19 protein-coding genes, 1 pseudogene, 1 riboswitch and 1 other annotated feature are annotated in these 21,713 nt (G+C 32.8%); of the genes and pseudogenes, 15 read left to right on the top strand and 5 right to left on the bottom strand.

The window, feature by feature from the left end:
- Positions 1 to 157: 157 nt before the first annotated feature.
- Positions 158 to 859, bottom strand: coding sequence for a class I SAM-dependent methyltransferase (locus M1D66_RS14440; protein ID WP_242554544.1), 702 nt, complete (start codon positions 857 to 859; stop codon positions 158 to 160).
- Positions 856 to 1,758, bottom strand: coding sequence for an SMP-30/gluconolactonase/LRE family protein (locus tag M1D66_RS14435; protein ID WP_098528814.1), 903 nt, complete (start codon positions 1,756 to 1,758; stop codon positions 856 to 858). Before M1D66_RS14435 ends, M1D66_RS14440 begins: the two co-directional genes overlap by 4 nt.
- Before the next feature lie 144 nt (positions 1,759 to 1,902).
- Between M1D66_RS14435 and M1D66_RS14430 the strand changes: the two genes are divergently transcribed.
- Positions 1,903 to 2,073 carry a DUF2197 domain-containing protein gene (locus tag M1D66_RS14430; protein WP_000551048.1) on the top strand — a complete coding sequence of 57 codons (171 nt, stop codon included), beginning with the start codon at positions 1,903 to 1,905 and terminating at the stop codon, positions 2,071 to 2,073.
- 72 nt (positions 2,074 to 2,145) lie between these two features.
- Positions 2,146 to 2,402: a binding site (T-box leader), on the top strand.
- 83 nt (positions 2,403 to 2,485) lie between these two features.
- Positions 2,486 to 4,039 carry a lysine--tRNA ligase gene (gene lysS / locus M1D66_RS14425; RefSeq protein ID WP_086412437.1) on the top strand — a complete coding sequence of 518 codons (1,554 nt, stop codon included), beginning with the start codon at positions 2,486 to 2,488 and terminating at the stop codon, positions 4,037 to 4,039.
- 59 nt (positions 4,040 to 4,098) lie between these two features.
- Here lysS and M1D66_RS14420 read toward each other — a convergent pair whose 3' ends face one another.
- Positions 4,099 to 4,527 carry a cell wall hydrolase gene (locus M1D66_RS14420; RefSeq protein ID WP_001128402.1) on the bottom strand — a complete coding sequence of 143 codons (429 nt, stop codon included), beginning with the start codon at positions 4,525 to 4,527 and terminating at the stop codon, positions 4,099 to 4,101.
- Positions 4,528 to 5,051: 524 nt separating this feature from the next.
- Here M1D66_RS14420 and M1D66_RS14415 point away from each other — a divergent pair.
- The 4 genes and pseudogenes from M1D66_RS14415 to M1D66_RS14400 all read left to right on the top strand — a co-directional run bounded on the left by M1D66_RS14415 (position 5,052) and on the right by M1D66_RS14400 (position 8,468).
- Complete coding sequence (locus M1D66_RS14415; RefSeq protein ID WP_000029415.1) at positions 5,052 to 5,861, top strand: alpha/beta fold hydrolase; 810 nt, start codon at positions 5,052 to 5,054, stop codon at positions 5,859 to 5,861.
- A gap of 296 nt (positions 5,862 to 6,157) precedes the next feature.
- A pseudogene (locus M1D66_RS14410) lies at positions 6,158 to 6,663 on the top strand (acetamidase/formamidase family protein).
- Between the two features lie 126 nt (positions 6,664 to 6,789).
- Entirely contained in the window at positions 6,790 to 7,497 is a 708-nt protein-coding gene (locus tag M1D66_RS14405; RefSeq protein WP_000239007.1) for a response regulator transcription factor, read from the top strand.
- On the top strand, positions 7,494 to 8,468 hold the full coding sequence (locus tag M1D66_RS14400) for a sensor histidine kinase (protein ID WP_212125770.1): 975 nt from the start codon (positions 7,494 to 7,496) through the stop codon (positions 8,466 to 8,468). Before M1D66_RS14405 ends, M1D66_RS14400 begins: the two co-directional genes overlap by 4 nt.
- 245 nt (positions 8,469 to 8,713) lie before the next feature.
- Here the strand turns inward: M1D66_RS14400 and M1D66_RS14395 are convergent, their stop codons facing one another.
- Entirely contained in the window at positions 8,714 to 9,340 is a 627-nt protein-coding gene (locus M1D66_RS14395) for a DUF6518 family protein (protein WP_000376271.1), read from the bottom strand.
- A gap of 708 nt (positions 9,341 to 10,048) precedes the next feature.
- Between M1D66_RS14395 and abc-f the strand changes: the two genes are divergently transcribed.
- The 5 genes from abc-f (at position 10,049) to M1D66_RS14370 (ending at position 15,962) form a co-directional block, all read left to right on the top strand.
- On the top strand, positions 10,049 to 11,677 hold the full coding sequence (abc-f, locus tag M1D66_RS14390) for a ribosomal protection-like ABC-F family protein (protein WP_212125769.1): 1,629 nt from the start codon (positions 10,049 to 10,051) through the stop codon (positions 11,675 to 11,677).
- Between the two features lie 20 nt (positions 11,678 to 11,697).
- Positions 11,698 to 12,282, top strand: coding sequence for a GNAT family N-acetyltransferase (locus tag M1D66_RS14385; protein ID WP_212125768.1), 585 nt, complete (start codon positions 11,698 to 11,700; stop codon positions 12,280 to 12,282).
- Between the two features lie 259 nt (positions 12,283 to 12,541).
- Positions 12,542 to 13,312: an ABC transporter ATP-binding protein gene (locus tag M1D66_RS14380; protein WP_173602374.1), complete on the top strand. Its 771-nt coding sequence runs from the start codon at positions 12,542 to 12,544 to the stop codon at positions 13,310 to 13,312.
- Positions 13,287 to 15,221 carry an ABC transporter permease gene (locus tag M1D66_RS14375; protein WP_212125767.1) on the top strand — a complete coding sequence of 645 codons (1,935 nt, stop codon included), beginning with the start codon at positions 13,287 to 13,289 and terminating at the stop codon, positions 15,219 to 15,221. Before M1D66_RS14380 ends, M1D66_RS14375 begins: the two co-directional genes overlap by 26 nt.
- A gap of 69 nt (positions 15,222 to 15,290) precedes the next feature.
- Positions 15,291 to 15,962: a lipoprotein BA_5634 family protein gene (locus M1D66_RS14370; protein WP_212125766.1), complete on the top strand. Its 672-nt coding sequence runs from the start codon at positions 15,291 to 15,293 to the stop codon at positions 15,960 to 15,962.
- 65 nt (positions 15,963 to 16,027) lie between these two features.
- Here M1D66_RS14370 and M1D66_RS14365 read toward each other — a convergent pair whose 3' ends face one another.
- Complete coding sequence (locus M1D66_RS14365) at positions 16,028 to 16,369, bottom strand: DUF3914 domain-containing protein (protein WP_001165494.1); 342 nt, start codon at positions 16,367 to 16,369, stop codon at positions 16,028 to 16,030.
- 279 nt (positions 16,370 to 16,648) lie between these two features.
- Between M1D66_RS14365 and M1D66_RS14360 the strand changes: the two genes are divergently transcribed.
- The 4 genes from M1D66_RS14360 (at position 16,649) to M1D66_RS14345 (ending at position 21,460) form a co-directional block, all read left to right on the top strand.
- Entirely contained in the window at positions 16,649 to 17,890 is a 1,242-nt protein-coding gene (locus M1D66_RS14360) for an esterase/lipase family protein (protein WP_242554543.1), read from the top strand.
- Positions 17,891 to 17,977: 87 nt separating this feature from the next.
- Positions 17,978 to 19,003 (top strand): homoserine dehydrogenase, encoded by a 1,026-nt coding sequence (locus M1D66_RS14355; RefSeq protein ID WP_242554542.1) that lies wholly within the window; start codon positions 17,978 to 17,980, stop codon positions 19,001 to 19,003.
- 89 nt (positions 19,004 to 19,092) lie between these two features.
- On the top strand, positions 19,093 to 20,541 hold the full coding sequence (pdxR, locus tag M1D66_RS14350; protein WP_000471634.1) for a MocR-like pyridoxine biosynthesis transcription factor PdxR: 1,449 nt from the start codon (positions 19,093 to 19,095) through the stop codon (positions 20,539 to 20,541).
- 4 nt (positions 20,542 to 20,545) lie between these two features.
- Entirely contained in the window at positions 20,546 to 21,460 is a 915-nt protein-coding gene (locus tag M1D66_RS14345) for a D-alanine--D-alanine ligase (RefSeq protein WP_002025855.1), read from the top strand.
- 73 nt (positions 21,461 to 21,533) lie between these two features.
- Positions 21,534 to 21,639, top strand: a riboswitch (TPP riboswitch).
- Positions 21,640 to 21,713 lie beyond the last annotated feature (74 nt).

The following is a 21,713-nucleotide window of genomic DNA, read 5'->3' as shown; positions in this document are numbered from 1 at the left end:
AACCTTAACTTTCTTTAATAGGATATCTCAAAATCCCCAAAAAGAGCACTTGCGGAAACAAGTGCTCTTTTATTTTTTGTTTCATAAATATTTATAGTTGCAAATTTCGTGCAATAAAAATAAATCTGAGAGAAATAATCATATCTTTATTATACGATTATTTTTGAACTACAAACGTTATAGCATTTGTTTTTAATTGAATGTGTCTTTCATTTCGAATAATATCATAAGCTAATTCTTTTATTTCAACTTTTAGTTCTTTCCATTCTTTATAAATGCTTTTTAAAGTACTTATCATTTCTTCGGTTGAAAGATTAATTTCAATTAAAGCTTCTAATTCTTCATTCGTTTTTAAATCAATTTCTTGTATGTTAGAGTTAATAATCAAACAATTAATACCGCCGTTTTTTGTCCCTTTTTTCATAGAATGAAGTACGTTTTTAAAATCTTCTTCTGATTTGACATGTTCTAAACTTGATACTGCAACGATATAATCATAAGCGTTAGAGTCAATATGATAGTTTTCAATTGCTGCTTGTTCTGTTTTTATAACCTCGAATACAGCATGTTCTTTGCTATAAGTTTGTAGCTTTGTTAAAGCGGAATTAAGTAAATCAACACATGTAACAGTGCCGCTAGTATTTCTTAACTTTTGTGCAATTGGAATGCTATTTCTAGCGACGCCAGAGCCAAGATCAAGTACTTGCAAGTTGTTTTGTCCTTCAAAGTGATCCATCAAGTCCATAACTATTTTAACCGGTTTGTACAGCCAAGAGCCAATTTCAAATAGTTTATATTGTTCATAGCAAAGGTCGTGATATTTCTTTTCTTCTTGTCTTATGTAATCGATACGGTTCACATTGTTTCAACTCCAATATTTTTATTGCAAAATTCATATGTAGGACAACCTTTTATATTTGTTTGAATTCGAAAAATACCACCAGCATGTGGATACTCTTTTAATTCGTCATCCGTCATTCTTGTTCTGGCTGTTGTAACATATAAATCTGTTAAATTAGGTCCTCCAAATGTACATGATGTTACATATAAAGCTGGAATTGGAATATTTAATATTTGTTCTCCAGTAGATGGATTCCATCTAGTTATTTTTGAACCTCCCCAATGTGCAATCCATAAACAACCTTCTTCGTCAATTGTCATACCATCAGGTAGACCATCATTTTCAGAGAAAATGATTACATCACTTGGATTATGAATGTCTCCAGTACGTATATTATATTGATAGCGAACCACTTTTTTAGTAGGTGTATCTATAAAGTAAAAGTATGTATGATCAGGTGACCAAGCAATTCCATTTGATGTATTTACATGTGAAACTTTTTTCTCTACACTTAAATTATGATGTAAACAATACAAGGAACCTGCAGCATTCATACCGTATGTATCTGTAGAACCTGCCCAGAAACGACCAGCTGGATCACATTTTCCATCATTGAAACGATTTTCTATTAAATGTGGTTCAGGGTCAAAAATATGTGTCAGTTTTTCGGTATTTACATTAATAGAATAAAAGCCTTTTTCCATAGCTAAGAGTAGTACATCCTCTAAATATGGAACAACACAGCCAATTTGTTGATTGAGAGCAATTACTCGGTTCGTATTAGCGGTAGGATTGTATATGCATAATTTTCTCTCCATAATATCAACCCAATATAAAAGTTGCTTTTTTCCATTCCAACATGGTCCTTCAGCTAAACTTGCTTTAGCATCTAAAACTAATTCTATATTACTGAACAAGATGTTCACCTCGCGTTATAAGATATTAATATAATTCGATAAGAATAGAGGTAAACCTTTTAGTCAAAGGATATTAAAATTTATACTGTAGAAAAATGACCTTCTCACAAGTGATTAAAAAAGTGTATAAACAAGGAGAGGAAAATGCATATGATGTTTTATGAGATTGTTTGCTTTTCTTGTAAGAATATATTTCGTGTTTACGAAGGCAGTGAAAAATATAAGCGATTTAAAGAGAAACCAAACGGGGTATATTGTTGTGATGAGTGTAGTCATAAAATTCAATTAGAAGCGATAAAGAATTTTTTTAGGTAATTATATGTTTTTAATTCGGAAAAGTTTGACAATAAAAGTGTTATAAATTATCATATTAAAAAACTAATATTTAAAATGGCATGGAAGAGAAGAGTAGTTAAGAAAGAATACGTACAGAGAGCTCTGGTAGCTGAGAAAGAGCGGTATACATCTTAACGAAAAAAGACTTGGAGCTGCGCAAGGAACTAATTTATTTAGGGATGGTGTGACGGATTCTCCCGTTATAGAGATAGGGTATAAGCATATTTTGCCGTACCTGAAGAGGTTAATATGGTGACATATTAACAAACTGAGGTGGTACCGCGAAGCTAACAACTCTCGTCCTCAAGATGAATAATCTTGGGGGTGGGAGTTTTTTTATTGCATAAAACTGAAAATGCGAAAACAAAAAAATAATCGAGGTGAGTAATATATGCATTGGGCGTATGAAGTAGCACATGAATTAATTAGGAAACATCCAAATAAAGAAACGTTTGTTTGTGCATCAGGAATTAGTCCGTCAGGTTCTGTTCATATTGGGAATTTTCGTGAAATCGTAACGACTTATTTCGTAGTAAGAGCACTTCAAGATTTAGGGAAAAAGACTCGTTTTATATTTTCGTGGGATGATTATGATAGGTTTAGAAAAGTTCCCCAAAATATTGATCCTTCTTTTGCGAAGTATATTGGTATGCCATACTGTGATATTCCAGATCCGTATGGATGTTATAACTCGTATGCGGAGCATTTTGAAAAAGAGTTTGAAAAATCGCTTCAAGCATTTGGAATTGAAGTAGAATTTATTTATCAACATGATGAATATAGAAGCGGAAGGTATAACAAAAATATTTTAGAGGCTTTGTATAAACGAAAAGAAATATATGATATTTTAATGGACTTTAAAACTGGAGAGTGTAGTGAAGAAGAGCGAAACAATTTTTATCCAGCTGCATTATATTGTGAGAGGTGTGGAAAAGATACAACAACTATTACATATTTTGATGAAGTATTAAAAACAGTCCGGTATGAATGTGAATGCGGAAATGAAAAAGAATTATCCGTATTAAATACAAATAAAATGAAACTAAACTGGAAAATCGATTGGCCGATGAGATGGATGATAGAGGATGTTATTTTTGAACCGGGTGGAAGAGATCATTCATCAGAAACGGGTAGTTATAATGTATCAAAAGAAATTGCAAGGAAAATATTCAATCGTGAAGCGCCTCATTACGTTGCTTACGATTTCATTGGTATTAAAGGAAATCATGAAAAAATGTCTAGCTCTTCAGGGAATAGTATTACACCAAGCGATTTATTGAAAGTGTATATACCAGAAGTAATTCTCTTTATGTTTGCAAAATACAAACCAGGCGCTGCTTTTCATATTGGGTTGGATGAAGATGTGATTCGCAATTATACAGAATATGAACGATTGAAAGATAGTTATGAAAATAAAATGCTCAAAAATGAAGATTTATTTGATGCAATTAAACTATCTATAGTTGATAGCGAGTTTAAAGAATATCCGAGATTTAATCAAGTAGCAGGAACGTTACCATTATTAAATTTTGATTCAACTATTTTACAGGGGATATTAAAGAAAATAGATAGGAGTTATGCATTAGATGAAATGAGAGTGATAAGTAATCGCGCAGAGTATTGGATAAGAAACTTTCAATCTGAAAAATTAATCGCGGTAAATCAGGAGAAAAATGCTGAGTTTTACTACACATTAGATGAAAGGCAGAAAGAATGGCTAGTAGAAGTTTGTAAAATACTTCGTTCTATTAAAGATTACTCTAACTTAATGGAGCAATTATATACGATTTGTCATCATGAAAATAAAAAAATAATGAAAGAAAATCAAAAACAATTATTCACTATTATATATAAGCTCATTATGAATCAATCAAATGGTCCTCGTATACCATTATTAATACATGTAGTAGGCATAGAAAAATTCATCACACTATTAGATTTCTAAAACACATTTAAAAGCAACGTAAGTACCAAAATTTCTAAGTACTTGCGTTGCAAATTTTACTATCGTGAATACATTTTCGGACATTCATCACCACTTGGTTCATAAAAACAATGGCTTTTAAACTGTCCTACAAATGGCTGATTATACCATTCAGGTGGACAAGCTCCAACTGGACGGAAATACCAAAGAGCCCATCGTGCAGGCCAGCGCCATTGACCTTGTAAAACTTTTCGTGCGATTTCTTTTTCTGATTCACGAGCGCGTTGATAAAAATATCCATATTGTACTGCTTCAAATCCGCCGGGGCTTTGATATACAGCGTCTCGTACGGTACGGAGTTGTTTAAAATCTAAGCAATCACAAAATACACGGTTTACTACAACGCATCCAACTAACTCCTCACCTTGGCGACCTTCGCCTTCAGCTTCAGCACGAATTAATCGAGCTAGTAAATCAACATCACTTTCGTTGTATGGAATAAGGGGCATAGTGATACCACCTTTCTGTTATAGTAAAGAGTGTATGTTATAAAACAATCTGCGTGCTTTTTTACTTAAAAATAACATTTAATTTTAAGAGGAGCTTGTATAAAAAAAGCTAATTAGTAATAGTAGATAAATATAAAAGGGAGAGGTATTATGTATCGAATTCATAAAGACCATATTATTTACGCGATGTCATCAGAGAATAAACCATGTATGGTGTAGTTTTGAAATAAAGTTGCGATGCTGTATCTCTTTAATCAAAGAATTGTAAATATATGATCAAACTTTTTTATAAAACAGAAACCTGCTGGATAAGAAACCATTTGGATTAAACTTTTTTCAAAATGGTTTCTTTTTATTTAACATAGAATACGGTTTAACACAATATTTTTAATCAAACTTTATTTTAAAGCCACACATTGCTTTTTCTTATGGTGAATTTGTTTCTTAGTTATTTCCTGCATTTTATATCATTCACCAATCATGTAATGTTAAGGGAGATGACAAAAGAAAGGAAAGATGTACAAATGAGTATAGTAAAAAACGGAACATTGCAAGTAATTGGAGCAAGCATCTATTATGAGGTGCGTGGCTCGGGTCCAATTCTTCTTTTGATTCATGGTGGGGGTGGTGATGCCGACAAGTTCCATAATATTGCCGACCATCTTGCTAAATGGTATACCGTTGTTACTTACGATCGTCGTGGTCATTCCCGTAGCAATCTCGTCAATAAAACTGAGGATTACCATGTGCAAACACATAGTGAAGACGCTCACCGGCTGCTAGCCAATTTGACCAATGAACCGGCTTATATATTCGGAAGTAGTTCTGGTGCTGTCATCGGACTTGATTTGTGTATACGCCATCCTGGGCAGGTACAGTTACTAATCCCACACGAACCGGTTTTATTACAACTTTTACCTGAAAATGAGTTGAAGCAGGCTATAAATTTCATGGAAGACCTTAAAGGGAATCATAAAAGTGAGGTCATGAAGTTATTGTCAAATATCGATGATAGCAATTCCGGACTATCGAAGGATATGCTAACAAAGCGACTACTCGGCAATTCGATTTATTTCACTGAGTATGAAATCCCGGGAATTCTCAGCTATACTTTAAACATCGATGCATTAAAGCACTCATTAAAACCTGCATCGATACAGGTACGTCCAGCCGGTGGAAGTATTTCACGAGAATTTTTTCCTTACCATTGCGCATTCAACTTGGCAGAACACCTCGGAACAGAATTCGCAGAGTTTCCAGGAAACCATGTGGGCTATAACACAGTGCATCATAAAGAGTTTGCTGAGAGGTTACACGACATTCTTGAGAATTAATCCGGAAACGTATCAATCGGTAGTGTATGAGCACACCAAAGAGTTATAAGACACTTCGTAATTTAGGGTTTTGTCTTTATGTCTAAATTATAATACGATGCATGTTGTTTAAGAAAAGGGCGCGTTTGTTGAAGAATAAAGATAGAAAATGACCAAACTTTTTATAGTATAGAAACTTAAATTTGTTAGATAAGAATTCATTTTGATCAATCTTTTTTCAAAATGAATTCTTCTTGTTTACCATAAATTACGAGTCTGTGAGGTATGTTTAATCAAAGTTTATTTCAAAGCAACATATGGAAGTAGAAATTGGGAGTCGTCTTATATTTGGAACATATGATTGCTTTGAGAATCAAATTGACTCTGAAGATGTTGCGTTTCAGGAATTTGGTTGAAACCGAATTAATCCGACGACTGGACCTGTATATATCAGTGGTGCAGAACCTGGTGACATATTAGCTGTAACGATTGAAAAGATAAAAATTGCAGAGCAAGGTGTTTTAACTACAGGGGTGAACCTTGGCGTAATGGGTGAATATCTACATGAAAATACAATAAAAATCGTCTTAATACATAATGAACATGTTTTGTTTTCAAACGAACTGCAAATTCTGATTAATCAAATAATTGGTGTAATTGGTACTGCACCGAAAGAAGAGAGCATTTCATGTGGCACACATCAGCTGCCAGTGATTTAAAAGTTTGCCAAGTTGTGGATCCGTTGAAAACGGCGCGTATGGAATTAGGGATGGATTATGTGGAGAAACTAGGATTTACTTTTAGTAAATTTCATATTAAATAGATAAGGGACGAAAAAGGATACTTTTGTATAAAAGCATCCTTTTTTAATTTACGGATTTTGTGAAAAGAGGTAGTATTTATTTTATATAAGTATATTTGAGATTGTGGATTAAAAAGGAGTTCAATAATGGTCAAAATTATGATTGTAGAAGACGATATGAAAATTGCAGAACTATTATCAACATATGTTGCGAAATATGGTTATCAAGGAGTTATTGTATCGGACTTTCAAAATGTATTAGACATTTTTTTAGATGAACAACCAGAGTTAGTTTTATTAGATATTAATTTACCGAGTTTTGATGGTTACTTTTGGTGTCGTCAAATTCGTGGTGTTTCTACATGTCCGATACTATTCATTTCGGCTCGTGAAGGTACGATGGATCAAGTTATGGCGTTAGAAAACGGTGGCGATGATTTTATTCCGAAGCCTTTTCATTATGAAGTTGTAGTGGCGAAAATTCGTAGTCATTTAAGACGTGCATATGGAGATTATGCACCGAAACTAGAAGAGCGAATGATTGAGCAACAAGGCCTTTGTTTATATCCTGAAAGACTTGTATTGAAACTTAGAAACGAAGAGATTGATATAACGAGAAACGAAGCTATTTTATTAGAGACATTAATGAAAAATTATCCGCGTGTTGTGAGTAGGGAAGTGTTGTTAAATAAATTATGGGATAGCGAATCTTATGTTGATGATAATACATTAAGTGTAAATACAACACGTGTGCGTAAAAAGTTACAAACGTTACATATAGAAGGTGCGATTGAAACGATTCGTAGTGTTGGATATAGATTGCATATTACTTGGGATACTGGTATAGAAAAATGATAAGGTTGTTTATACGTGATCATATACCACTTATTTGCTTTACTATAATTCAACTACTAGCTATATTTCTCGTATATTGGTTTGATGGGCATAATCATATTACAACGGCGTTATATGCAATGTTTCTAGGTGTTTTCTTTATGGGAAGTTATTTAATGTTTCGTTATTTTACACATCGTTCTTTTTATGAACGCTTAGCAAACCCGATGCAATCTTTGGATGAATCTGTTCAAAAATCTGATTTTGCAGCTGTATCGGCTGCTCTTCAAGAACTACTTGAGGTGCAATATCGACATTATCAAAATCAGCTGCAAATGCAAGAGAGAAAAAATAATGACCATCTAACCTTTATGAATCAGTGGATTCATCAAATGAAAACACCTTTATCTGTAATAGAATTAATTACACAGGATGAAGTAGATTCACGTTTTGAAAGTATAAATGAGGAAACTGATCGATTAAAAAAGGGATTAGAAATGGCTCTGTATGTCGCACGTTTAGAAGCATTTACACAAGATTTTTATGTAGAAAGAGTACAACTATATAAAATAGTGAATGATTCGGTACATGAGCATAAACGGTTCTTTATCCGGAATTTTGTATATCCAGAGCTTGAAATTGATAAGGACATTACAGTAGAAAGTGATGCGAAATGGTTACAATTTTTAATTGGACAAATACTATCGAATGCGATTAAATATTCATCTGGTAGTAGAGAGAAGATTAAAGTGAAAGCTTGTAAGGAAGGTAATAATGTTATACTTGAAATTGCTGATAATGGTGTAGGAATACCGAAGCAAGATTTACCAAGAGTGTTTAAACCTTTCTTTACAGGAGAAAATGGTAGAGATTTTAAAGAATCAACTGGAATGGGGCTATATCTCGTACATGAAATTACGAAGCAATTAGGACATAGTGTAGAAATCCATTCAGAAGTTGGTAAAGGTACCGTTGTACGTATTAAATTTTAAATGTGTAAAAATGACTCAGGCTAAAGAGCTTTTGAAATAAGTTTTTTAGCCTTACTTTATATGGATTAAATAAAATGATATAAAAGACTGGTATGATCCTAATAAAAGGTCGTGTAAGTATGTGTAATGACACAATAATAAATAAGGCTGTTAAATGAGAGGTTTTTAATAATTTATTAATATTTAAATAGTTTTTTGTAAGAAAAAAGCTCGCCCTTTGAAAGAGCTAGCTTCATGAATTTTAATTAAGTAAACAAACTTAATAATTTATATCCAATTAATCCTAAAATAGTGATAGGAACCATCATTAAGAAAGAAGAAATTCGATTAGCATTAGAGCGTTCTAATACAAGAATCAAGATAATCCCGACTATGACTTCGGTATATCCAACAGGTAACATGTGACTATAGTCTTCAAAATTTAAAAGAATGTGAAGTCCATCCGTTACAAAAACGCCACTAATAAGCGCGCTTCCGAATTTATGAAGTGGATCCGTAGTATCTTTCCATAGAAAACCTGCAACTCCAAAGATAGTTCCTCCTATACATGCACATACAATCCATACGGATATAAAATAAATAGAGTGAGCTACATTTTTAATAACTATTGCATAACCATAGTAGCCTAATACCATACCGAGTAGTGCAAGGATACCAGAAAGTATAGCTGTACGCTTAGAATAACTAAAGCTAGCCACAAAAAAGGATGGAACTAACCAAACGCTTCCTAGATTAGCTAATGAATTCCAATGTCCAGGAAGTATACCTTGCCCCAATTTAGTTAGTATACCAACAATTATCCCTACTATAATCGGGACGAGAAAAATCCTTAAAAACATATTTAACTTTGTGATTTTTAATGTCCTGTCCATAAATTCAATCCTTACATTAATATTTTCTGTAAAGATATAATAGCTTATTACAAGGGAATAATCAATAAAAATTTATCGAAAAACAATAAGTGATTATTGGATAGTGAATAACATTTTGTTTTTATACAAAATTTATCCCGCTTTAATGGGCAGTAAGACCCCCACCTCAAAATTCAGCGAAAGCAAAGAAATTAGGTGGGGGTCGGGCTGCCCATTAAAGTCCGATTGGTTCAACTAATAATCAGTGGGGATGAAGAAAACCCCCACTGATTAAAGTTTCACTTTATATAATAGAGAGTGCTTAGAAGTTTACTACTGGGGAAATCTAAAGGACGTATTACAATCAATGTAACTTGTGCTTATTCAACATGAAGTTAAGGAATGATAAATAAACCTAAAAGAAAGCAATCTTTTTAACAGCACATATAATTGCATTTACTCATACAGTACTAGTATGGTACAATATGGTTATTAACGACGGAAAGGAATGATGGGTGGACGATGATTAACTAATCTTATTTTTAAATGTTGAAATTCAATAAATTTCAATTTCTAAAAAATAGGATTAGTCTGCCCAATTTCCATACAACGGTATTGCTATTTATATTGCGCAATAGCTTATTTGGGTATAAATAATGTAATGACTAATCCTGCCAAATTTATTTGGGAGGATTTTTTATTCTCCCTTAATGAAAGGGATCGGTATTTATGAAAGAACTATTAAAATTAAATGATGTTTATGTTGAAATAAAAGAAAATATGTTGTTAGAGAAAATGAATGTGACAGTAAAACAAGGGGATGTTATCGGATTAATCGGTAAAAATGGTGCTGGTAAATCAACGTTACTTCAATTAATAAATGGGAAGATTGAACCTTCAAAAGGTACTGTTGAATGGATGCAAATGAATATGACAACAGCATATGTTGAGCAAGAAATAGAATCTTTTATTAGTAATGATGTAATTGCAAAAGAAGCAGAACTTCTTGCAAAATGGGGCGTGCCAACGAACGATTTTCATACTTTAAGTGGTGGTGAAAAGCTGAAAATTCGATTAGCAAAAGGATTTGCTGAAAATCCTAATGTCTTAATATTAGACGAACCGACAAATCATTTAGATGAGATCAGTACGGGATTTCTCATTAAACAAATAAAAAACATGAAAGGTACAGTTATCGTTGTATCGCATGATCGATATTTTTTAGATGTTGTCGCAACAAAAATATGGTCAATTGAGGACAAAAAATTAATTGAGCATAGTGGTAATTATACGAGCTACATGAAAGCACGTGAGCAAAAAAGAAAGTCGCAGCAGCGTGAATATGAAAAGCAACAAAAAAAGATAGAACAAGTAGAAACACATATAAAAGAATTGAGTTCATGGTCACAAAAGGCACACGCGCAGTCTACAAAACAAGAAGGTGTGAAAGAATTCTATCGTGTAAAAGCGAAGCGAATGGATGCACAAGTGAAGTCAAAACGAAAACGACTTGAAAAAGAGCTGGAGAAAGCGAAAGTAGAACGTGTGAAAGAAGAGTATTCAGTTGAGTTTTCTATTCAAGCGAACAAAAAAGTAGGAAAACGTTTTTTAGAAGTGAAGCAATTAAAAAAAGACTTTCATGGGAAAGTATTATTTGAAAACGTTAATTTTACAATTCAGCACGGTGAGAAAGTTGCGATTGTTGGACCAAACGGTAGTGGGAAAACAACATTACTGAAGATGATTATGGGAACGGAAACTGCTGAAGGAGAAATATGGATTTCACCATCTGCGAACATCGGCTATTTAACACAAGAAGTTTTTGATTTACCGCTTGATAAAACACCAGAAAATTTATTTTTTAAAGAGACGTTTGAAGAAAGAGGAAAAGTCCAAAATTTAATGAAACATTTAGGGTTCCAAGCTTCTCAATGGAAAGAGTCGATTGAGCATATGAGTATGGGAGAAAGAGTAAAATGTAAGCTAATGGCTTATATTTTAGATGAAAAAGATGTACTCATTTTAGACGAACCGACGAATCACTTGGATCTACCTTCACGTGAACAACTTGAAAATACATTAGCTGAGTATAACGGAACATTAGTAATTGTATCTCACGATCGATATTTTTTGGAGAAAACAACTAACACAAAACTCGTGTTTTCAAACAATACGATACAAAAGCAGCTAGAAGAACCTACGAAAACAAGAGATGATATTGAAGAGCTACGTTTAACGTTAGAAACAGAGAGACAAGAAGTACTAGGGAAATTAAGCTTTTTAACTTCTAACGACAAAGAATATAAAGCACTGGATGAACGGTTTATGGAACTTACGAAGCAGATTAAGGAGCTTTAATGTAAGTAAGGGGGATTAACATGGATGAAGAGAGATTCACTAAGTTATTTAAAATAGATTGTGGAGATATATACCTACAAGAGTTTACGGTCAAAGATGCAGAGAGTATTTATAACATATCCAATCAATCAGAAATAGAAAAGTTTTTACCAGACTGGAAATCAGCAAAAGAACAAAGGGTTAATTGGGTTGTAAATTATGAAATACCAGAAAATAAAGCGTTTCTTCATGCAGTGAGAACTACGACTAACATAGATGATCACATATTAAAACTAGGAATATTTAAGAAAACCACAAATGAATTTATTGGATGGTGCTGTACGGGTATTAAAGATGAACTTCCTTTACCAAATAGAGAAATTATGTATGCAGTTTCAAGTGAATATCATAATAATGGTTATGCAACGAAAGCAACTAAAGGAATGATTAACTATTTGTTTGGAAAAACGAATGTAGATCACCTTAACGCAATTGCTTTAATTAACAATGTAGCATCAAATAAAGTTATTGAAAAATGTGGGTTTATTTATAAGAGCCAACAGAGGATAGAAAATCAAATATGTAATCATTATATATTGAGAAGATCTGAGTGGATAAAAATATAACGTTGGGTAGTAAAAGACCGATAAAGCAATCGGTCTTTTCTCATTTATATAATAAAGGTTTCATATACTTTGTATTTCCTGCTACTATACAATTATTATAAGATAGTTATGCGTTAATTTCAGTTTGAAAATAGTTTTATTATCAGTTTTTTTAGAAATCTTACAAGCGTGTAAGATAAATGAAAGACGAATCAATATGAGCTGTAAGACAATTCATTTACACTCTGTTATGAGACGTGCAAATGAAGGGAGAATATACATGGGAATTTTACATGCAAAAAGTATTAGTAAAGTATATAAAGGGAAAGTACCTTATAAAGCATTAGTTGATATTGATTTATCAATTCAAGAAGGTGAATTTGTAGGGATTATGGGGCCATCTGGTAGTGGAAAAACAACGTTATTAAATATGGTATCTACTATTGATTCTCCATCATCGGGAGAAATTTTAATAAATGGCACAAATCCTTTCCAATTATCATCAGAAGATTTAGCGTTATTCCGCAGAAAACAATTAGGATTTGTTTTTCAATCATTTAATCTTCTTAGCACACTTACTGTAAAAGAAAACATCGTATTGCCGATGACTTTAGATGGTGTTTCCGTGCAAGAAATGAACAAGCGATTGGAAGAGATTGCAGAGAAGTTAAATATTACAGATATCTTGAATAAAAGAACATTTGAAATATCAGGGGGACAAGCTCAAAGAACAGCAATCGCTCGTGCGATCGTTCATAAGCCGCAATTATTACTTGCAGATGAACCAACAGGGAACTTGGACTCTAAATCTTCAAATGATGTAATGGAGATGCTGGATACTCTAAATAAAGAAGAAAAAGCAACGATGATGTTAGTTACACATGATCCGTATGCAGCGAGCTTTTGCAGCCGAGTAATTTTTATTAAAGATGGTCAACTATATAACGAAATTTATTGTGGTGAAAGTAGGCAAACTTTTTATCAAAAGATTATGGATGTCCTTTCTTTGTTAGGAGGGAAAAGGCATGACTTTTCGTCAGTTCGCATTTAATAATATTTTTCGCAATAAGCGTACATATGCTGCCCATTTTTTAAGTAGTGCATTTTCTATTATGATTTTCTTTACGTATGCTCTTTTATTATTTCATCCTGATTTACAAGGTGAGTTGAAATCGACAAGTGCAACAATAAGTGCATTTGGTACATTGGGATTTTCAGTTTCGCAAGGATTGATTTTTGTATTTTCATTTTTCTTCATTTTATATTCAGTTAGTTCGTTTTTAAAAACCCGTAAGAAAGAATTTGGCGTTTTAATGATGCAAGGTATGTCAATGAGACAACTTAAGAAATTATTATTAATTGAAAATATGTTGATTGGACTTGGTTCAATTTGTATAGGGATTTTCATTGGACTCATATTTTCTAAACTAGTCTTATTGATAAGTGCAAGTGTATTAATGATTAATAATGGTTTACCTTTTTATATACCAGTGTGGGCTGTATTATTAACAATTATCACATTTCTTTTCTTGTTTTTAATTGTTTCATTATTTACATTTAAAATGATAAAAGTAACGGAACTTGTGGAACTTATTCGAGCAGAGGAAAAGCCAAAACCTGAACCGAAATCTTCAGTTTTATTATCGCTACTTTCTTTAATTAGTATAGGATATGGATATTTTTCAGTATTTCGCTTCATACCAAGTACCAATTTTATTACGCTTGGAATAGGTGTGCTCCTAGTAATTATAGGAACGTACTTTTTATATACACAGTGTAGCGTTTATATATTGCACCTTGCTAAAAGGAGAGAATCTTTCTTTTTAAAAAGAACAAATATATTAACGTTTTCTGAATTAATTTACCGTATGAAAGATAATGCAACGATGTTTTTTATTGTATCTATTATTTCAGCAGTTGCATTTACAGCTATTGGTACAACAGCTGCTCTTGGAAATAAAGATTTAGTAAGAATGACGAATCCGTATACGTTACTATACATGGCTCCTGAAAACAACAAAATAGCGGATAAACATCTCTCTATTATAAAAAAACATCTGGCTGATGCTAATATTCCATATCGAATGGCTTCCTCTTCATATATATATACGGAAAGCAATGTATATGTAATGAAATTAAGTGAGTATAACGAACTTGCGAGAGCACTTGGATATCAACAAGAAATGATTGAAAAAGAAGATGAAATGTTATTAATTCCTGGAATGGTATCACAAAAACAAGAATTTAAAAATGGTGATTATAAGAAGAATATTGAAGTCATTCAAGGCGATTGGACAAAGACATTTCATGTGAAAAAAACTGTCGATAATTTAGTTTTGCCACATGATACGAAAGGGATATATATTGCTATTCAAGATCATGTATATGATGGAATTCCACTTAATAGTGGTCCAGATAATGAAGATATTATTCAATATCGTACTTACGGATTTGTTGTAGATGATTGGATAAAAACGAAAGAGGTTTCAAACCAATTAAATAATATATTTGATCAAGAACCTAGAGATATACATTTTGAATTTAGAGCACTAACAATAGAGTTGTTAAGTGCAAAACAAACGAATGGGTTATTACTTATGGCTAGTGTTTTAGTCGGAATCGTTTTCTTCACATTTGCTGCTAGTTTTATTTATTTCCGATTATATACTGATTTGAATCGTGATCAACAGCAGTATAAAATGATTTCGAAAATGGGGTTAAGTAAACGGGAGCTAAAGAAAGTTGTAACGAGACAGTTATTATTAATGTTTTTCTTACCAATTGTCGTTGCAGTAATACATACTGTAGTCGCTTATATGGCATTACAACAATTAGTCGATTTTTCTATTCTAAATAGCTCTATCGTCATTTTAATTTCATTTATATGTATACAAGTTTTATATTTCTTTATAACTCGTTGGCGTTATTTACAAAAGCTTCATAAGACAATGGAACAATAGAGAAAATCAGCAAGTAAGATTGCAGAAAAGCATGTAAAAAAACAATTTGAAGTTATGGAAGGAACTGTGATGAAAAAACAATTATCTATTTTCATATTAAGTATATTATTGTTATTAAGTGTAAGTGCATGCTCTAAAAACGAAAACAGATTTCCAGCTAACGGTGTATTAATCATTGGAGATGAGAATCATACTGGAGCAATTATGAATCGTTATAAGGAAAACACGAAAGAACAGGAAGCTTTTGCAGTGAAAACAGGTAGATTTGACCAAAAAAGGGTTCTGATAATAAATGAATCTACTGCACAAGCGATGATGAATGCAAAGCTTTTTCGTAAACGTGATCAAGCATCCCTTTCTAAAACGTTAGATACGTTGCCGAATTTTCCAAAAGAAAGTTCCCTATTATTTATAAATGAAGAAGAAAAGAATATAAAAAGTATTGAAATAGAAGGAAACAAGATACCTGTTACATATGGTAGTGATGTTTGGCTTGGCAATAAACGTGACTATGGAGCACTATGGTATATCGTTGTGGCGAAAAATAGTGTGTATAAAGAAATAAAAGCAAATGAAACGAATATGCAATTTCTACACTTGAAAAAGTCATTAGGTGATGAAAACCCTAAAATATCGACAGATAATACGTTGATTAATGAAAAAGTAAAAGTAAGAAAGTTAATTGAAGGTTATAGAGATGAGGTATCAATTCAGTTTGTAACGATTGGAGAAAAATCTTAAAAAAGAGCTCGAGGTTGATGGATACTTTATCAACCTCGAGCCCTTTTTAATACCGTTTAAATAACTTACATTACTTCATTTAATCGAGTCTCACTCGTTTCCTCAATCCCATTTGAATTTTGAACTGAATTATTTTGGGCTTCTTTTTCTTTACGAGCCTTTTGTAGCATTTCAAGGATGATCCATAAGGGAACACCTTTATCCTTTAACATCTTCCATAAATCTAATTCATTAAATTTATGCTCAGGCTGTTTCATTTCTTTTTCAGATAAACGAATATCAAACTTGATAGGATCATTTATTTTCTTACTTTCAAGTTTAGTAGAAGAGATAGTATTATGCTCAAGATTAGATGGAGTTATTTTAGTAGGTTGAGACAATGTATGAATATTTGATCCGATTTGCATGATTTTTCCTCCTTTTCAAGCAATGAGATTAGTTTTCTTATGGTTTTTAAATCTTTTTAACATGAGGAAACTATATCTAATTATAAATCTAAATAAATAGATTTACAAGTTATATTGTAAAAAGTAAATACTCACTTGAATTAATATTTATCAACATTTTTATATGTTTTCTATATATACAACGTATATAAAATACTTTACATTATGTTTAAGTTGTTAAAATATTCTGTTAATTTTTTAAAAAAGAAAAATGTAAACGTTTTATTAGGGGGAGAAAGTATGGGGAAGTTATTTTTAAAAATATGTTTTTTTGCATTAGTGACCGTATGTTCATTCGCAGCGAAAATATCATACGCTGAAGAGAGGCAACAAAATAATTATCCTATCATATTGGTGAATGGATTTGCTGGATGGGGTAGAGAAGAAATGCTTGGCGTAAAATATTGGGGTGGTGTTCATGATATACAGGAAGATTTGAAACGAAATGGTTATACGGTACATACCGCAGCTGTTGGACCTGTTTCTAGTAACTGGGATCGTGCATGTGAATTGTATGCACAAATTAGCGGTGGGACAGTAGACTATGGTGCAGTCCATGCTAAGAAACATGGACATAATCGTTTTGGCAGAACTTATAGTGGTTTTGCGCCGAATTGGAGTGAAACAAATAAAGTTCATTTAGTTGGACATAGCATGGGTGGACAAACGATTAGAACATTAGTACAGCTATTAAAAGAAGGTAGTTTTGAAGAAAAGAATTATGTGAAAAATCACCCAGACATCAAAATATCACCACTATTTGAAGGCGGAAAATCATACGTTCATAGTGTTACAACATTAGCAACCCCTCACAACGGTACAACACTTGCGGATGGTAGTCTTCTGCTACCGTTCGTTAAAGATTTACTCATTACAGCTGCAAGCTTTGGAGGAAACAATAATTTATCATTATATGATTTTAAATTGGATCAATGGGGTATAAAGAAAAATGCTGGAGAGTCCTTTTTCCAATATAGTAATCGTATTCTAAATAGTTCACTTTGGAAAAATACAAAAGATATAAGTCAATGGGATTTAAGTACAGATGGTGCAAAGGAGTTAAATAATTGGGTAAAGACGCAACCAGATGTGTATTATTTATCCTATAGTGGACATGCATCACAAGCAGCACCTATAACAGGTTTACATTTACCGCATATTACGATGAATAAAGTGTTGATGGGGAATGCATTTTTCTTAGGTTCTTATGCGAGATATGAAGAAAACCGTCCGTTAGTTGATACTTCTTGGTGGCAAAATGATGGTGTAGTAAATACGAATTCTATGATTGCACCATCTTCTAATGTTGCTGTAAATAATAATGGGTCATTACAGATTGGAAAATGGAATCATATCGAAACGAAAGCGAATTGGGATCATCTCGATATGGTAGGATTAAGTGTTTCAGACTCGTTAGGTTTTTCTAGCATTCAAGAGTTTTATAGAACAATTGCTGAAAAGCTATCACGTTTACCGAAATAGGTAATAATAAAGCGCTCTCGATGGAATTCGAGAGCGCTTTATATTATATTGAAAGAGGGATTTGGTAGAAAAATATGGGGGGATATTATGAAAATTCAAGTTGTATTATCAGGATACGGAACAGTAGGCAGAGAGTTTATAAAATTATTAAATGAAAAATATTCATATATATATGAAACATATGGGATTCAATTAGTTGTAAGTGGCGTATTAGGGAGAAATATTGCAATACATAATGAAGATGGCTTATCACTTCATCATTTATTAATGTATGGTGGCGGTACCGCTGCAATTGAAAAATATTTAGAGTATCATCCGAAGGAACGTGCAACAACTAGCATAAGTGGTACTGTATTGGTAGAATCAACAGTTACAAATCTTAAAGATGGAAATCCAGGGAAACAATATATGAAACAAGCGATTGAAAAACAGATGGATATAGTAGCAATTTCTAAAGGTGCGCTCGTTACAAACTGGAGAGAAATAAATGAAGCAGCAAAAGGCGCAAATATACGAATTCGATATAGCGGTGCAACAGCCGCTGCACTACCGACACTAGATATCGGACAATTTAGTTTAGCCGGTTGCAGTATTGAAAAAATAGAAGGAATATTAAATGGAACAACTAATTATATTCTTACGAAAATGTATGAGGAAGATATGACATTTGAAGAAGCACTGAAAGAAGCACAAAATAAAGGAATTGCTGAGACGAACCCTATATTAGATATAAGTGGTTCAGATAGTGCGTGTAAATTGTTACTTTTGACAAACAGCTTAATGGAAACAGAGAAAACACTTACTGATATACATATAAAAGGAATCGAGCACGTTACAAAACAGCAATTTAGAAATGCTAAGGAACAACATAAAATTATTAAATTAATAGCATCAGCATATAAGGATGAGGGTGGCAATTTCAATTTAAATGTTGAACCGTGCGAAATAGAAAAAGATCATCCGTTAGCAAAAGTAAATGGGACCGAAAAAGGAATTACGTTCTTTACAGATACGATGGGACAAGTTACTACAATTGGTGGGGCTTCTAATCCACGAGGCGCTGCAGCTGCAGCTTTAAAAGATGTAATTAACTTATATCGAAAAGATTTGTAAGAACGTACCGCCCTTTATAAAAAATACATATGTCGTGGACCTTTTGAGAATGAAATAAATATGCAAAAATGATTGCAGGGGGTAAGGAATTGTTTAAGGATTTTAAAGTTGTTAAAGATCGTCCCGTTTATATTCAGTTGAAAGATTATTTGAAGAAGATGATTATGAAAGGGCATTTGCTCGGGAATCAAAAAATCCCATCAACAAGGGAACTAAGTGAATTACTAAGTGTGAGTAGAAACACTGTACTCGCTGCTTATGCAGATTTAGAGCAAGAAGGACTCATTTATGCAGTTAAAGGAAAAGGGAACTTTGTTGCGAAGGTGGATATATCTAACACTTCGTCTGTTGAAATAGATTGGAAAAAGAAACTTAATACAGTGACCGCATTAGCGGATGAATTAGATTTAATGAAACATGGTGTTCGTTGGGAAAAGGGAATGATTGTTTTTAATAGTATAGCCCCGGATGAGAAGCTATTTGATGTTGAAAATTTCAAAAGAGCTTTTCTTACTCGTATGTCCATTGAAGGAGACATCGTATTGAACTACGGATATGCAAAGGGATATAGACCGTTAATGAATTATTTACTTCATTACATGGAAATGAAAGGTGTAGACATTTCGAATAAAGATATTCTAATTACAAATGGATTTACAGAAGGATTGGATATTGTACTCTCTTCTTTATCAAAAAAATCCGGGCGTGTCATTTGTGAGAATCCAACTCACCACGCTGCACTTAAGCTTTTCCGTTTACATGGACTTGAAGTTCATGGGATTGATATGCATGAGGATGGTATTGATACGAATGAAGTTGAAAAAAGTTTGCGTGAAAAAGATTTTGATTTTGCTTATTTAATTCCTTCTTATCATAATCCAACCGGTATTGTTACGAGTTCAGAGAAAAGAACGGAATTGATGAGGTTATTCTCAAAATACAAGGTTCCTATTATAGAGGACGGATTTAATGAAGAATTACGTTATTCAGGTTCACATTTAGCCCCATTATTAACTTTTGCTGGAGCTGGCAATAATGTGATTTATATTAGTAGCTTTTCAAAGGTACTTTTCCCTGGTTTACGTGTAGGCTGGATTATTGCAGATAAAGAGCTGATTCATTATTTAGAAAGCGTAAAAAGAGCAAGAACGATCCACACATCTACGTTAGATCAAGCTGTTCTGTTTCAATATTTACATGAGGGATATTTTGAGAAATATTTAAAAAAGGCAAGATCTGTTTATAAGAAAAAATATGAGTTAGCTGTCGGGGCATGTGACCAGTACATTCATTTCAAAAGAATGACTGGAGATGGTGGACTTCATTTATTTATAGAACTAGAAGAGCATATGAATGCCCGCACACTTTTACAAAAGTGTTATGAGAAAGGCGTTACGTTTTCACCTGGAGATGTTTTTTACTCTGATGGAGAAGGAGCGAACACTTTCCGATTAGGTTTTTCGCGCTTGAAAGAAGAAGAAATAGTTCGGGGAATTAAAATAATTGGTGATACATTAAAAAATGAAATTTGGAGTTGAGAAAATGAAAATCGGTGTTATTATGGGCGGGGTATCGTCTGAAAAACAAGTTTCAATTATGACGGGGAATGAAATGATTGCTCATTTAGATAAAAATAAGTATGAAATAGTTCCAATTACATTAAATGAAAAAATAGATTTAGTTGAAAAAGCGAAAGACATTGACTTTGCGTTGCTCGCATTACACGGAAAATACGGAGAAGATGGGACAGTTCAAGGAACACTGGAGAGTTTAGGGATTCCTTATAGCGGAAGTAATATGTTATCTAGCAGTATATGTATGGATAAAAATATTTCGAAAAAGATTTTACGTTATGAAGGTGTAGAAACACCAGATTGGATTGAACTTACAAAAATGGAGGATCTAAATCTTGATGAGTTAGATAAATTAGGATTTCCATTAGTAGTAAAACCAAACTCTGGCGGATCGAGTGTCGGAGTGAAAATCGTTTATAATAAAAATGAATTGATCTCAATGCTAGAAACTGTATTCGAATGGGATTCTGAAGTAGTAATTGAAAAGTATATAAAAGGTGATGAAATTACATGTTCAATTCTGGATGGAAAACAGTTACCTATAGTTTCAATTCGACATGCAGCCGAGTTCTTTGACTACAATGCAAAATATGATGATACTAGTACAGTTGAGGAAGTTATCGAACTTCCAGCAGAAATTAAGGAACGTGTAAATAAAGCGTCACTTGCTTGTTATAAAGCATTAAAATGTAGTGTTTATGCAAGAGTTGATATGATGGTGAAGGACGGAATTCCATATGTAATGGAAATTAATACATTACCAGGGATGACACAATCAAGTTTATTGCCCAAAAGTGCAGAAGCAGCGGGGATTAGTTATAGCAAACTATTAGATATGATTATTGAAACATCATTAAAAGTTAGAAAAGAAGAAGGGTTTTAAGGGAATTATATAACGAATTTTTTTGACAGTTTCACGAAGTATGCTATGATGAATACATTATAAAAACAAAATATTTATCCACTAGGGGGGCCTTTTATAGGCTGAGATCAAATGTGATTTTGAGACTCTTAGTACCTGATCTGGTTAATGCCAGCGTAGGGAAGTGGGAAAGACGTTGCTATTTAATGAGTAAATAAATACTGTCGATTTCACTTTCTTTACGCCTGTAAAGAAAGTTTTTTTATTTTACAGC

The sequence above is a fragment of the Bacillus sp. PK6-16 genome (assembly GCF_056530295.1).
The sequence above is the reverse complement of the archived record's forward strand: the minus strand, read 5'-3'. Positions and strand labels throughout refer to the sequence as shown.

What these genes read in the sequence shown, in the direction of transcription:
- M1D66_RS14430 (WP_000551048.1), top strand. Translation starts at nt 1,903, where the DNA reads ATGCATATGATGTTTTATGAGATTGTTTGCTTTTCTTGTAAGAATATA.
- lysS (WP_086412437.1), top strand. Translation starts at nt 2,486, where the DNA reads ATGCATTGGGCGTATGAAGTAGCACATGAATTAATTAGGAAACATCCA.
- M1D66_RS14420 (WP_001128402.1), bottom strand. Translation starts at nt 4,527, where the DNA reads ATGCCCCTTATTCCATACAACGAAAGTGATGTTGATTTACTAGCTCGA.
- M1D66_RS14415 (WP_000029415.1), top strand. Translation starts at nt 5,052, where the DNA reads ATGAGTATAGTAAAAAACGGAACATTGCAAGTAATTGGAGCAAGCATC.
- M1D66_RS14405 (WP_000239007.1), top strand. Translation starts at nt 6,790, where the DNA reads ATGGTCAAAATTATGATTGTAGAAGACGATATGAAAATTGCAGAACTA.
- M1D66_RS14400 (WP_212125770.1), top strand. Translation starts at nt 7,494, where the DNA reads ATGATAAGGTTGTTTATACGTGATCATATACCACTTATTTGCTTTACT.
- M1D66_RS14395 (WP_000376271.1), bottom strand. Translation starts at nt 9,340, where the DNA reads ATGGACAGGACATTAAAAATCACAAAGTTAAATATGTTTTTAAGGATT.
- abc-f (WP_212125769.1), top strand. Translation starts at nt 10,049, where the DNA reads ATGAAAGAACTATTAAAATTAAATGATGTTTATGTTGAAATAAAAGAA.
- M1D66_RS14385 (WP_212125768.1), top strand. Translation starts at nt 11,698, where the DNA reads ATGGATGAAGAGAGATTCACTAAGTTATTTAAAATAGATTGTGGAGAT.
- M1D66_RS14380 (WP_173602374.1), top strand. Translation starts at nt 12,542, where the DNA reads ATGGGAATTTTACATGCAAAAAGTATTAGTAAAGTATATAAAGGGAAA.
- M1D66_RS14375 (WP_212125767.1), top strand. Translation starts at nt 13,287, where the DNA reads ATGACTTTTCGTCAGTTCGCATTTAATAATATTTTTCGCAATAAGCGT.
- M1D66_RS14370 (WP_212125766.1), top strand. Translation starts at nt 15,291, where the DNA reads ATGAAAAAACAATTATCTATTTTCATATTAAGTATATTATTGTTATTA.
- M1D66_RS14365 (WP_001165494.1), bottom strand. Translation starts at nt 16,369, where the DNA reads ATGCAAATCGGATCAAATATTCATACATTGTCTCAACCTACTAAAATA.
- M1D66_RS14360 (WP_242554543.1), top strand. Translation starts at nt 16,649, where the DNA reads ATGGGGAAGTTATTTTTAAAAATATGTTTTTTTGCATTAGTGACCGTA.
- M1D66_RS14355 (WP_242554542.1), top strand. Translation starts at nt 17,978, where the DNA reads ATGAAAATTCAAGTTGTATTATCAGGATACGGAACAGTAGGCAGAGAG.
- M1D66_RS14345 (WP_002025855.1), top strand. Translation starts at nt 20,546, where the DNA reads ATGAAAATCGGTGTTATTATGGGCGGGGTATCGTCTGAAAAACAAGTT.